Consider the following 14,648-nt stretch of genomic DNA (forward strand, 5'->3'; position numbering starts at 1 on the left):
TCTGACATGTGCAGATCACTTATATTTGCCCTTCAAATCAAGTGAAAATGCACTATTTTAAACTCTCATTTTTATATACTTTTTTGCTTCTGGGGTTTTTGTTGGCTTGTGGGGAAGACGACGGCTCAACAAATGATTGTTCAGGTATTGTGGCAACCTATGACACGACTGTAAAATCTCACCTCGATCAGAATTGTGCATTGTCCGGTTGTCATGCTGGCACTGTACCTGCAAATGGGATAGACTTGTCCAATTATGCATCAGCAAAGGCAACTGCAACCGCTGTTGGAAACAAAATGATCTGTGCCATAGAACATGGGGCCGGTTGTTTTCCAATGCCTCCAACTGGTGTTAAGTTGGATGCCTCCGTCATAAATGTGATCAAATGTTGGGTGCAAAATGGTGCACCCCAATAATGCAATGACACAGTTTTTTCCAATTAAAATAACATGGACAGCTACCGTTTTATATGACTGCCCCATGATTATAAATATTTCTTTTTCCACCTCAGCTTTTACCTAATCCTTTAGATCCTTTTATTCAAAATGATTCACAACAAGTATTTTGACCTCATCGACCAATCTTATTATTTTCCGCAAGAAGGTTTCGATTTGGAAAAAGACCAGCTCATTTTTAACGGCATCCCTTTAATGATGCTGATTGAAAAATATGGCACCCCATTTAAAATGACCTACCTTCCCAAAATTGGTGATCAGATTAAAAAAGCCAAAAACTTTTTTAACCGGTCCATCAAATCCACCAACTACGGAGGCCGCTATTTTTATTGTTACTGTACCAAATGCTGTCACTTCTCTTATGTACTTGAAGAGGTGCTACAGCACGATGTTCAAATTGAAACCTCCTCTGCCTTTGACATTGAGTTGATTTTAAATCTTTACAAACAAGGAAAAATTGACCATAGCAAAATTATTGTCAACAATGGATTTAAGACCAAACAATACCTTGAAAATATTTCTCAACTGGTCAACGACGGCTTTGAAAATGTGATTCCCGTTTTAGACAATAAGTATGAACTGAATGCCTACGATCAATTGATGAAAAATCCTTGCAAGATGGGCGTCAGGATGGCAACAGAAGAAGAGCCCATGTTTGAATTCTATACCTCAAGATTGGGCATTCGTTCATCAGAGTTGGTCCAGTTTTGCAAAGAGAATTTTACCAACCATTCAAAATTCTCGCTTCACATGCTTCATTTTTTTGTAGATACCGGAATCAAGGATACGACCTATTACTGGGGTGAATTAAAAAAAGGAATCAAAACATACATCGAATTAAAAAAACTATTTCCTACCCTTCAAGCCATCAACATTGGAGGTGGGCTTCCCATTAGAAATTCTCTGGGCTCTGATTACGATTACAAATACATGATCCATCAAATTGTGTCGATGCTCAAGGAAGCTTGCGAAGAAGAGGAAATTGACGAACCAGATATTTATACCGAATTTGGAAAATATACCGTTGGAGAAAGCGGCGCCACCATTTTTTCCGTTCTCGAACAAAAACAACAAAACGATTCTGAAATTTGGTACATGGTTGACAATTCCCTGATGAATACCTTACCGGATAGCTGGGGTATTTCAGAGCGCTTTATTTTACTTCCCATCAACAAATGGCACAACGAATATCGGCGGGTGAATATAGGTGGTTTAAGTTGCGACAACTCCGATTATTACAATACTGAAGCGCAGAATCAACAATTGTTTATGCCTGCCTTTGACCGAGATGACAAGGAACCCCTTTACCTGGGTTTCTTCCATACCGGAGCTTATCAGGATGCCCTATCGGGCTATGGTGGAATCAAACATTGCCTGATCCCTTCCCCAAAACACATTCTGGTCGATCGCGACGTGAATGGCAATATTGTTGATACAGTGTATAGTGAAGAACAAACCGCAAAACAAATGCTTAAAATTCTCGGTTATAAATAAAGTACTCCCTTGATCAACGAATATTTTACACGATGGCTAAATATAAACTGAGCACAAAAACCTACGCCGGAATTCCGGAGGAACTTGGCAAAAAAAACAAAGCGGAAGTCATTCTGACCTCTATACCTTACGATGGGACCAGCACTTGGGGAAAAGGGGCGGATGAAGGGTACAAAGCTTTTTTGTACGCCTCAGAAAACATGGAATTGTATGATATTGAAACCAATTCTGAACCCTATCGCCATGGTGTTTATTTGGAAAAAGAAATGGAGGTCAAAAAAGACAGTCCTGAGGATATGTGCAAAAAAGTGTACAAAAAAACCAAAGAACTTTTAAAGACCGAAAAATTGCTCACTTTTTTTGGCGGTGAACATTCCATCAGCATTGGCATCATGCGCGCTTTCAAAGAAAAATATCCGGATCTTACCGTATTACAAATTGATGCACACGCCGATCTTAGGCAGGAATACCACGGAAGCAAATACAACCATGCTTGCGCAGTAGCAGAGGCACAGAGGGATTGTAATCTCTTGCAAGTTGGGATCCGAAGCATGGATATCGTAGAAAAAAAATACATGGAAGCGTCGAAAGTCTATTTTGCACACAACATCATGGACAACGATTATTGGATGGAAGAATCCATTCAAAAAATGACAGATCATGTTTATGTCACGTTTGACCTGGATGCATTTGATTCTTCCCTAATGCCAAGCACAGGAACTCCCGAGCCAGGCGGTATGCAATGGTATCAAACGCTGCAATATCTTCGCATGGTTTTTTCCAGAAAAAAAATTGTTGGATTTGACATCGTCGAACTTGCCCCTAATCCGCACAATCCGGCACCTGATTTTCTGACAGCCAAGTTGTATTATAAAATGCTGGCTTATTATTTTGACAAAAAGAAAAAAAATAAATGAACAGAGGACCCATATCACAATTCATCGCGCATCATTACAGACATTTTAACGCAGCAGCGCTGGTTGATGCGGCCAAAGGATATGAAACGCATCTTGCAGAAGGTGGAAAAATGATGGTTACGCTCGCAGGAGCCATGAGTACTGCAGAATTGGGGGTTTCTCTGGCAGAAATGATCAGAAATGACAAAGTGGACATTATCTCCTGTACCGGTGCCAATCTGGAAGAAGATCTGATGAATTTGGTCGCTCACAGCCATTACAAAAGAATCCCCAATTACCGCGATCTCACTCCACAGGATGAATGGAATTTGCTGGAGAAAGGATTGAACCGCGTTACTGATACCTGCATTCCTGAAGAAGAAGCATTCAGAAGATTGCAAAAACACATTTACGAACTCTGGAAAAAGGCAGATCAGACTGGTCAGCGATTTTTTCCGCACGAATACATGTATCAAATGTTGCTGAGCGGTGTGCTGGAACAGTATTATGAAATCGATCCGAAAAATTCATGGATGCTGGCAGCCGCACAAAAAAATATTCCCATCGTTTGTCCGGGTTGGGAAGATTCTACCATGGGAAATATTTTTGCATCTTATGTGATCAAATCGGATATCAAGGCTTCCACCATGAAATCAGGAATCGAATACATGGTTTGGTTGGCAGATTGGTACCGCAAAAATTCATCCGGTAAAGGGGTTGGATTTTTTCAAATCGGAGGTGGAATTGCGGGTGATTTTCCCATCTGTGTGGTACCCATGATGTACCAGGATTTGGAGTGGCACGACGTTCCATTTTGGTCGTACTTCTGTCAGATCTCTGATTCTACAACATCCTACGGCTCATATTCCGGTGCAGTTCCCAACGAAAAGATTACCTGGGGAAAACTAGACATTCACACTCCAAAATACGTCATAGAAAGTGATGCAACGATTGTTGCTCCACTTATTTTCGCCTGGATTTTGGGTTGGTAACAAGCAGTCTGGCCATTTTTTTATCACATTCCCGCAATAATCAGATTGGAAAAATCTTAACGGTTTAACAAAGGATACCAATGTTTTGGAATTTCCGGATCAACCGGTTCGGGAGCTGGTTCCATTGCAATTTCCGGAAATAATTTGGTTTTGAATCCTTCAAAATCCCTTGCCCACTCCTTGTGATGATACACACAAACCGGCAAACAAATGGAGCAGTATTTGTGCTTGGCAAAATAGGGAAAGCAGCGTCCCGTATCCACCATGTAACGATCATTTCCAAGATGATCCTTTCCGGCTTCAGGCGATCTGTGATCGGGTATGGCTTTGGCAGGGCAATAAATCCTGCAGGCTTTGCAGACATCGCAAAATGCAGCTATTCCTGCATCGATGGGATGATCTTTAACAAGCGGCATATCAGTGATTACACTGCCCAATCGAAATAATGGACCCATCTTGGGATGAATGATGGAGCCGTGTCGGCCCAATTCACCAAAACCGGCTTTGAGCGCAAGTGGAATGTGCAATACATCACTGTCACCTATCGGATGCTCTACGGCAGCCGGATATCCCAAACTGCGGATAAAATCAGCAAGTTGGATGACCACTTCGCCCAATGTAAAATAAACCCGAAGACATTCTATCGCAGATTCAGTCGAAGGGCTTTGTTGAAATGCTCTCCACAACATTCTTTGTCCTACCACCACAGCAAATTTTTCTGAAATGGTTCGTCCCTGATAAATGTCTGAAGGCTCTATCTCTGCAATTCCCACTTCATCTGCTCCCAGCGCAAATGCTTTGGATTTGACCAATTCAGAAAGTTCAATGGGATCGTTCACTGTTAGATTGGGAGTTTGCACCGGACCTGTAAATCTGGGATATTGTAATTCCCGGATTTCTTTCAAAATTTGATCCACTTCATCGATGTGAATTTGTCTGCCACCAATGGAAGAATACCATGCATCCCAGGCAAAGGGAGGAGGAGGATTGTTGGATTTCATCATATTGGCATCTTAGGGAGTATCATTCATTGAATTATTTTCAAACTGACCTTCTTCGATTTAAGCTCTTAAAGATAATTGAAATACAGGTTTTGAAATGAACTGATGATGGGATTTTATTTTTAAAAATTAAAATGACATTTTTGGATTAAAATCATGACAATGATTTCCAAAAAAGCCAACTGATCACCAGATCCAAGTACTACAGAAAATTCTCATTTGGAGGTTAAGACCAAAAGGCATAAAAAAAGCCCCTCCTGATCTGCATTGCTGCTTTTTCAAGAGAGGCCATCCCAAAAACCGATTTATCTCATCCGCAAGAATGCTCCTCCCATTTCTGAGAGGAGCGCCTTGCTTACTGATCGTTTCTTGTTTTAATTCCCGGTGTCCTTTCGATTACTCGATGATCACCATTCTTTTCGTTGCTGTGTGGTTGGCTGCATCCAACTGGTAGTACAATACGCCTGTTGCATTCAGATCGCCTTTGCTGATCTGGTAGCTGTTCAGACCTTTCTGGCCTTTCAGGTTGTACACTCTGACTACCTTACCGGTTACATCATATACGCTCAGAGTCACTGCGCCTGCTTCCGGTAAGCGGTAGCTTACGACAGTCTCTTTTGAGAATGGGTTTGGCTCGTTCTGATACAATTCGAAGATGCCGCTTTCAACAACTCCCTTCGTTGTACGTACGCCCATTCTCACTTCCTTGCTCTGATCCATTGCATCGTAGGCTGCTGCTTTGGTCACATCGCTGGTGATCGCAAACAAGCTGCTCACCTGTGCACTTCTCACTGCTTTGAATACAAGGGTAAACAATTCTCCATCTTTTCCAACGGTCTCTCCTTTGTTGGAGTTCCAGCTGGTGGTGATGATGCCTTCATTTACTCTCATCGTTCCAAAGTTTGCCTCTGTTACATTCAATGCTCCAGCCTCGATTCCTTCGAATACAAGTGCATTTCTGTCATACTTCAAGGTGAACTGGTATCCTGCGATCTGATTGAAGTCGCTTGATTTGAAGCCTATTCTGTAGCTTTCTCCTGCTACAAGACTCTTTTCGTCCACTTCGATGTTCAACACTCCGTTGGTACGGCTGCTCACTGCGCTCGCATTGCTTGCTCTGGCATCTCCTGTCACATCTCCCATCTTAATGGCTACAAATGGTGCTGCCACTTCTTCTGGTGATGTTGTCTGTGTGAAGCTCACATTTGCTACCCTTGGCGCATCGTATGGTGTCAGCGGGTTGTTGAATACATGCGTGCCAGGTACAAATGTCCAGGACTGTACTTTGCTGAACTCATTGATATTGCCAAGGATCAATTTGCGCAATTCAGAGATATCCGCTGTTGTGATGCTCTTGCTTGCATTTACGTCCGCTGCGATCAATTTGTATGGGCTGTTTATCGTCTGCTGACCCAAGATATGTTTCTGAATCGCTATGATATCCTGTGTAGTGATTCCATTGGCATGGTCGTCATTTCTTACAGGGCTTACCATATACGTTTTGCTCAGATCCAATTCTCTGAATGCGTATGGGCTTCCTACGGTCTGCTTCATCATGTTGCCGTTGTTGTACAAGCTCATGTCCACTGGGTTGGCTTCCTCACCGCCTGCTGTCTTAAGCTCTCCGGTAATTCTTCCTACTGATCCGGTGTTTGGACATATGTCCTGATTGTCTTGTACGATTACTACCGTCTTGCAGTAGTCACGGTTACCTTCCTCGTCTTCTACCCACATCTCAACTTCGATTCTCAATTCATCATTCGCTCCTGCATTCACAAAGTCATCGCAGCATACGGTGATGGATGTCGCGTTTACATCTCCATTGAAGTAGAACAACAGGTCTTCCTGTGCTGTACAGTTGTCAAAGCTTCCGTGATCAAGGTCTTTCGCCCAGATATCGATGCAGCCGCTGGCCGGCATCGGTACGGTGATGATTCCTGTCAAACAGTATGGTGTCGGTGCTTTGCAATCTTTGATTTCAAACAATGTCTCGCAGGTTCCTACATTGCCGCAGCCATCTTCTACAAACCAGTTGATTCTGTGGATACCGATTGGATAGGTGCCACTCGCATCAAACGGATTGCGTGGATTGTCTGCAAATGGGTTGTGGCTATACTCCACGGTATCTCCTGCATTGAACTGTCTTTCTGTAAGTGTTCCTACGCGGAAATCCCATCCTGCATGTACTCCTACTCTGTCATTGTATGCATCGATTTTGTATTCCCAGAACAACCAGTCTTCTGGTGTACAGTTGTCGGTGGCATCTGCGGTAAGGCTGATGTGACCCACACATACGCCTAAGGTCGGGTGGATGCTCGCTGGCTCACATGGGCCTACATTGCAGGTTACCACTGGCTTGTCCTGATCTCTTACTTTGATCACTTGCAATCTCTCCCATCTTCCGAATTCTGTGCTGATGAATGGATCGTACTGACACCAGTCGATGATGGTCCAGGTACGCAATACTTTCATACATGCATCCGGCTCTATGGTAAATACATCGTCATCGTACTCGATGGAGATCAATGCGCAATTGTCATCGGCATTGTTGATCACTTGTGGACGGCCCAATTGTGGATTGTCCGGACTCAGGTCTGCTCCACATCCGTTGATGGTCACTGGTGTCTGCGTACATACGCCGTTTGGCCAGATCACATCGCTAAAGCGTGGATCGTTGCAAGTCAGATCATCAATGTAGAATGGATCGCAGTCTACTACCCAGATCGTCTGGATGGCTGTTACGTTGATGTTGTTTGGTCCGGTTGCACTCACGATTCTCTGAATGATTCCCTGACCGCATTCTCTCAAGTCATTGACTGTGATGTTTGGATTCGCTCCACAGGAACTCAATACGTATCCGTCAAAGCCCCAGGTCAATTCATACTTGTTGTCCCAATGTGCTGTATCGAAATACTGCCAGTAGTACTCGCATGCCTGATTTGGTGCTGGTTTTGGTACCTGATTGCTCGGTACAAAACCTGGATATCCGGTATAGTCATTTCTTTCGCAGTATTTGTAGCACACCAAATCCTGGGTCACTACTTTCTTGCGATCGGTCAGATCAGTCACTACTCTACCAAAGGTAGCATCATTTGGATCTGTCAATTTTGCAATATCAAACCAGAACCAGCAGCTTACCACGATGTTTGGTGGTGCTACTACCGTCGGTACTGCTTTGTTCTGTACTTCTACCTCTACCATACAGTCGCTGAAGCGGCCGTGCAATGGTTGGGCAGTACTTGTCATTCTCACTGGAGTTACTGGACCTGGACCCGGGTCAACGTCAAATACCCTCAACACTACCATCACACGGGTACCTACATCCGCACAGCAGAAATAGCTGCAGTCGTCAAAGTACACCTGGTTTCCGGTCAATGTCAGGTTGTCGTCTCCGTTGATTCCGTTGCAGGCAACTGTGTTGTTAGAGTTCGAACCGTTGTTCGTGCCCAACAACTCTGCCATTCTGATCATCTTGAAGAATACATGTGGCTGACAGTTGTCATAGGATCCTTCATCCAGATCCTGTGCGCATATTCTGATCACGTTTTCGCCAGGGCTCTGATTGCCATTCAAGCTCACTGTAGTGGCTGTGCGGCATATCGGCTGTGGTGGTACGCGGTCTACTACGTTGATGACTACATGCTTTCTGGTGATGTTGCCACAGCAGTCTTCTGCCACGATCCATGCACTCTGAATTCCTTCCGGCATGCCAATAACTACGTATCCGCTTGTCTCGTTGCCAAGGATGGTTCCTCTTTCAACTTCAACGGTGTAGTGTATTTCATTTGAACAGTTGTCGATCAACCAGGCTGGTGGAACTTCCCAACGGCCGAAGCAGCTGTAGCTCTCCATATTTACTCTGGCTGAATCAGGATACAGTACCTGCGGACCTTCTGCATCCGCTACTTTGATCACCTGGCTGTGTCCGCCAACTAAGCTCGTACACCAGTCCATCACGGTCCATTTTCTCAACAATTTGTAACATCCTACAGGACCTGCATCACAAGTTGGACTTGTTCTCAGATCAAATACGATGTCTTCATACGTCACTGACAGGTTATGGCAGTTCGTGCCGCCCGGACGGCCTGTTCCTATCCACATAATATGTGTATCAGGACCCCAGCACAATGGGTTGTTTGGCTGCCACAAACGGTGTTGTGGATAATACACCGGATCCGGATTTGGATGGCCGAAGTATTTGCTGTTTACATCATCGATACAGTTCCATCCCAATACTCTTGGAATTCTTCTGTTTGGATAGATATCGAGTTGTTGCGGTCTGGCCAACCAGTATGCGCTGTCCAATATGTAACCATCCAAACATACCGGATTGTCCAGCATGTGAGGTACGATGTTCTTGTTTCTGTCTATTTTCTCATCGCAATTCAGCATTGGCTGATCGATGTTGTCCCAATTCGGAGGTGTTGTCACTGCCAACAAATCTCCAAGGGATACCAAAATATTTTGTACGCATACAGATCTGTTGCCATAAGAATCTTCTGCGGTCCAGGTACGTCTGATTGAATAAGCATATCCTACTGCGCAACTTCCTTTGGTGGTTACGTCTCTGTAGCTCAAGCTTACTCCACCGCAATTCTCATACACGGAAGGTATGCCCGTATTGGCTGGTGTTGGTTCGACATCACATGGTATCGTATCGTTTGGCGGACAGGTCAGTATCGGTGGAAGTTTATCTTCTACTGTCAACATTCCCCAACAGGTATTTCCGGTACGCGGATCGGTCACAGTCACCTGAAGTTGTCTTCCAATGTCCTGACGACCTACCTGAGATCCTGCAATGGTTGGTCTTCTGTCCACAATGGCTTTGGTAATCCAGTCTCTGACGACCACGTTGTAATTGTCATAACATCCATAAGGACCTCCTTCCAAGACCATGTCCGGATTGATGGTGGCCCAGCAGCTGTCGTCCAGACTGATCTGTACCAAATCATTGCATGCCAAGGCACGGGTTGGGTTAGAATATTCATTGACGCATACATCAAATATACATTCAATTCTGTTTCCTCCATCGTCTTCTGCACTATAACAAAGCTGAGTACATCCGATCGGGAAGAAACAACCCGGTCCGTAAGGAGCTCCACAATCCTGTGAAACTGGAACCATGTTGGATCCACCACCGAATGCATAACCGATTACACCAATCCAGTTAGAACCTCCAAATCCAAAAGAGCTGTTGATAAATGGAGCAGCAAACTCACCCCCTGTATAAGTGGCCCCATTCAAAGGAGTGGTGATCTGGGCATTACCCATTTGAGCGGGTTGGCAGCCGTTAAACAAAGAAGCGTTGGTTCCCGGAGTACCGGGCGCGTGAATATAGATACCGCGGGTCTCACCAGGCATTAATGTAACACAACCGGCTTTGAAAGAATCCACTCTAAAGAATGGAGCCACGCACAAATTGGTGGTGTCATAAACAACTCCAGTGATCAGATCAAAACTATCGATAATCGTGGTAAACTGAGCACCAAACTGTGGTGTGCGGGTAGCGCACAAAGTCCATGCAGCAGGTGTACCTTGAACCGGTGCGTGAGGGCCGGGAGCAGTACGATACCAAATTCTGTGAGGAACATTGGCAAATGCACGCTCTCCCAACAATTGAAGATTCAAAGGCATACCAGAAGTGTTGACCAGGTCAAACATCACACCCCAGCTGTTGGCACCACCTGTGATGGACCAATAGGAAGCCGGAGGCAAACATACGGTCGTGATGCTACGTGGTCCAAACATACCACCCATCACAGGACAATTGTCAATGGCCATAAATGGAGGGGCATCCCAGGAAACTTCACAAATTCCGGGACCTGCATTGAGGGTTACCAATCCTCCTTTTGGACAGGCTGGTACAAAAGTGGGTGGTTCTATATCTAATACAGTAACATTAAAAGAAGCGGACACGAATCCATTTACACCAGTAACTCTGGTAACACCAACCGGGAATAATGAACCCGATGGTGGAGTCACAGTAATTGGATTACAAGTACCTGTAAATGCAAAATTGTGAATCGCACCACAAAGACCAGGAGTGTTGTTTAAGGTAACATTTGCAGGGGGAATAATCGTGCAAGCAACTGGTAATTCAAAGCGAATGCATTGTCCGGCAGATACAACTCCTGCCATGTTAAAGCCCAACTGCAATAATGAAGTACCGGTAGGGCCAGCAATACCTATGGTGGCGCCGTTGCCCGTCAATCCATTAAGGTCCGCGTATCTGAATTCGATCGCGTTATTGGTTTCAAACAATACCACCTCAAAGACAATTGGATCACTGCCCCCAAAGAAAGGCTTGTTCCAATAAATGATGAAACGCCTGTTTGGCGCAACACCTCTCATTTCAGTAAATATTCCCGGAGCACCGTTCAGGTCATCCCAATAAGGGAAAATTCCGTTCATACCCACTGCCAGAGCAGTATTGGTAAAAGCAGCACCCGGACCGGTGGTAGGATTGAAAGTCATATTACCATTGGTAGAAATATTTGCGCTGGTCTGAGGGACACCGTAAAAAGAAAAATTAAAACCAGCGGGAAGAGCAATGGTGGTTACATTATCATCAAAAGTTGAATTGGGAACAAAAGTTCCGGAGGTTTGAATATCTTCAAATGCATTGGCACAGGGCAAACTGATGTATTGACTGTAAGATGCATTTGAAACCAGAATTGCCAGCATAAAGCCCAGCAACCTGAAAGTAAATTTTTGATTCATAAGAATTTGGATTAAATTAATTAAGATTAATGTCAGTTCGTGTTAGAGTTTGACCACATTGACCAGTGATTGGTATTCAGGAGTCCTGAGCACGTTATGGATGGTAGCATCCAGATTCACTGCATTGCCATTGCGCACCACCATCGATCCATAGTGATTTACATCAATGTTGCTGATCAAAACAGAATACGTGTCCATGTTCGGATCAGGACGGTTGGTCAATGCGTCCAGCAGTCGCTTGTAAAGTTGGGCAGTAATAAACTCCTGAGAGTTTTGACCATTTTGCTTGGCTTGCGGATAAAGCACATCAAAAGCAAGCTGAAGGTCCTGCGTGGCTTGGGCAACGGATTTCAAATTGGGTAATCCGTAAGTCGTTTGCGCATTCAAATCGGTAGTCGAGATAGAAACTACAGCAAACATGAAAACACAAAATCCCAGTCCTTTCTTAAATAGACTGGAAAGTGTCAAGTTTACATTTTTCATGAGATAAAGTTTTGGTATTTAATGATTTAATATATACAAAAGAATACAATAAAACAGCATTTGCACGTTTGCAAAAACTTTTCATAAACCAAAACTCTTTCTGGAATTCAATGCCCAAAATAGGTCAATATAACATTTAATATAAATGCGTATTGACCTAACTAACAACTATTTAAGTTGATAAATTGGGTAAAAATAAAGATAAACTAAATTGACCTGGTTGCTTCGTCAGGAGAAATTCAGTTTTGAGTTTGGTTTATTTCAATATAGATGTACTTATCCACCTATACATTTGGCAAAGGTAAAGCTTCTTCCCAATGTGGTTATAATATTAAATGAGTAATTTTCACATTACAATAAAATTATATCTAATGGAGACTTATAAAATCCGGTCAGATTTCGGCAATCAGTGCGTATGAACCATTTTTGATTTGTCCCAGGCAAAACTCTTTGGGCTTATTTGGCTGGCTTGAGAATTGTTTTCATGTATCAAATAAGTACCATTTAAATCCAATCCGGAAATGGAACTTTTCTTACCAGAGGCTGGCCAATAAACGACCAATGAGTCAATCTTCTGCGCGTCGGAAAGCCCAAAATGAACCAGATAAGGACTGGTTCCAAAGCTAGCTCCCGTATCCATTTGTCGATGTATTTTCCAGGAGCGTGTCTCATTGGAAACATAAGCAGTCAACCTGGCGTGGGCTCCATAAAAATTGGTTTTATCTCCCCTCAGACGGATGCTGAGAAACTTTCTGCTAAACCCAGGATTCTCAAAAAAGGAACTAAAAAAACAATCCCCGGTAAACGCGCCTCCCATCTCTGCAAAAATATCCAAATCACCATCATGGTCAAAATCTGCAAAAGAAATGGCATGCCCTTTTTGTAAATGGGCAAATCCTCCTGAATAAGAAATCTCTTCCCATTTCTCACCATTTACATTCCGAAACATTTTATTGGGAATTAAGCTCTCGAGACTTGGCTCACCGGTACCAAGGTACATGTCTTCAAAGCCATCATTGTCCAGATCTCCCTTGTTGGATCCCATGACGAAAAGAGGTTGATTCAATCCCGATGATTCGGAAACATCCAAAAATTGAAGATTACCCTGATTGAGATACAATCTGGATATTTCTGTCATGAATTTTTGACCTCTTGCATACAATACGATATCTTCTGTATATTTATTTGCCCTTGAAAAAGCGAAGGTGCCGCAAAAAATATCCAATTGTCCATCGTTGTTAAAATCAAACATCCAGGTGGGAAAACTTTCTTTTGGTAAGGCGATTCGCTCATCGCGAATCGTTTGGAAGCGGATCTTTGTCGGAAAAGAGGCATTCAAGAACAAGAGATTATTTCCTCCCATGACCGACAAATACAAGTCTGTTAATCCATCGTTGTTGACGTCTCCACAGGAGACTCCTTTTACAAAAAGTGCCATTTTCTCTAAGCCTGAACCTTCAGTGACATCCTGAAAATGACCCTTTCCATCATTTTTAAACAATTCCAATGGAAGATCTCCATTGACTGCTTCGTTGCCGATGAATAAATCCAAAAATCCATCATTGTTGAAATCTGAAAAAACTGCAGCCTGTGTGGACCGCAATTTATAGAGACCCGTCTTGCGGGTCACGTCTTCAAACACACCATCTTCTCTATTGCGCAACAGCGAAAGTGGAAATCGATAATTCTTCACCCAGGCACCTCTGAGAACAAGAAGGTCCATTCTACCATCGTTGTCATAATCGGCCTGGATAATATTCAACCCACCCATCAATCCCTTAAGTCCTGATTTTTCTGTCCAGTCTGAAAATTGTCCATTACCATCGTTGTGCAAATACCGCAATGATTCCCGAATGCTATAGCCACTGGTCACAATATCCAATAAGCCGTCACCATCAAAATCTTCGACCGCTGATCCGCCGGAGGTTTGGTTGACTCCGGTACCATTGTACATGGATATGTTTTCAAATTTTGGAAAATTGGTGCGATCTTTAAAATGTTCAGGATCGATTCTGAATTTTGAAGGTACCGCTTCAGGAAAACTATCCAGAGTCATCGCAGCAATATTCAATAACCACACAGAGACCAAATCTTCAGGATGTTTTTTCAATATTTGAAGCAACAATTGCATTCCCTTGGATGAACCCGTCCTGTTCTGGTGGATACCACTTCCTGTGATGGGCACAATGCATGATTCAGGACCATGATTGTCCTGACAGTTTTTCTGTTCTCCCAAACGGATGTATGATATGGCCAATAATTTGAATAGAAAGTTTTCTGTATCATCATCCAACTTGACTTTGTTGATGATATTTTCCAATATCTGAATGGCCAATTCGGTTTGTCCACTGTATAAAAGTTCGCGAACCAAAACGGCCTCCATGTTGGGATTATTGGGATTGGTTTTTATATATTCAAGCATATACTCTGCATTTGCCTTGTTGTCAAATGCAAAGCTCATTGGCTGAATGGATCGCACCAAACTATCCAGGGTTTTAATCATTGGAGAATTGACAGCCTTTCCTGACTTCACCACATCCGCAGTATTCTTACAAGAATTAAACCCTAAAATTGTAATCCATAACAGATACAAAATTTGTTTCATCG

General features: G+C 43.3%; 8 protein-coding genes. 4 read left to right on the forward strand and 4 right to left on the reverse strand.

Annotated elements, in window-relative coordinates:
- The first annotated feature begins 47 nt into the window (after positions 1-47).
- From IPM48_02785 to IPM48_02800, 4 genes are all read left to right on the forward strand, one after another.
- A complete protein-coding gene (locus IPM48_02785; GenBank protein ID MBK9270498.1) occupies positions 48-416 on the forward strand; it encodes a hypothetical protein in 369 nt (122 codons plus the stop codon).
- A gap of 132 nt (positions 417-548) precedes the next feature.
- Positions 549-1,949 carry an arginine decarboxylase gene (locus IPM48_02790; GenBank protein ID MBK9270499.1) on the forward strand — a complete coding sequence of 467 codons (1,401 nt, stop codon included), beginning with the start codon at positions 549-551 and terminating at the stop codon, positions 1,947-1,949.
- A 32-nt stretch (positions 1,950-1,981) separates the two neighbouring features.
- Complete coding sequence (gene speB / locus IPM48_02795; protein ID MBK9270500.1) at positions 1,982-2,866, forward strand: agmatinase; 885 nt, start codon at positions 1,982-1,984, stop codon at positions 2,864-2,866.
- Positions 2,863-3,837, forward strand: a complete 975-nt coding sequence (locus IPM48_02800) for a deoxyhypusine synthase family protein (GenBank protein ID MBK9270501.1) — start codon at positions 2,863-2,865, stop codon at positions 3,835-3,837. The genes speB and IPM48_02800 overlap by 4 nt, the downstream gene beginning before the upstream one ends.
- Before the next feature lie 56 nt (positions 3,838-3,893).
- On the opposite strand, the gene IPM48_02805 is transcribed toward IPM48_02800, so the two are convergent.
- The 4 genes from IPM48_02805 to IPM48_02820 all read right to left on the reverse strand — a co-directional run bounded on the left by IPM48_02805 (position 3,894) and on the right by IPM48_02820 (position 14,646).
- Entirely contained in the window at positions 3,894-4,841 is a 948-nt protein-coding gene (locus tag IPM48_02805; GenBank protein MBK9270502.1) for a hypothetical protein, read from the reverse strand.
- A 393-nt stretch (positions 4,842-5,234) separates the two neighbouring features.
- Positions 5,235-11,558, reverse strand: a complete 6,324-nt coding sequence (locus IPM48_02810) for a T9SS type A sorting domain-containing protein (protein MBK9270503.1) — start codon at positions 11,556-11,558, stop codon at positions 5,235-5,237.
- Positions 11,559-11,600: 42 nt separating this feature from the next.
- The gene (locus IPM48_02815) at positions 11,601-12,041 is read right to left on the reverse strand and encodes a hypothetical protein (GenBank protein ID MBK9270504.1); all 441 of its coding nucleotides are present in this window, start codon (positions 12,039-12,041) and stop codon (positions 11,601-11,603) included.
- A gap of 406 nt (positions 12,042-12,447) precedes the next feature.
- The gene (locus tag IPM48_02820; GenBank protein ID MBK9270505.1) at positions 12,448-14,646 is read right to left on the reverse strand and encodes a CRTAC1 family protein; all 2,199 of its coding nucleotides are present in this window, start codon (positions 14,644-14,646) and stop codon (positions 12,448-12,450) included.
- Positions 14,647-14,648: the final 2 nt, after the last annotated feature.

The organism is Saprospiraceae bacterium, from assembly GCA_016715965.1.
In the GTDB taxonomy this organism is placed as follows: domain Bacteria; phylum Bacteroidota; class Bacteroidia; order Chitinophagales; family Saprospiraceae; genus Vicinibacter.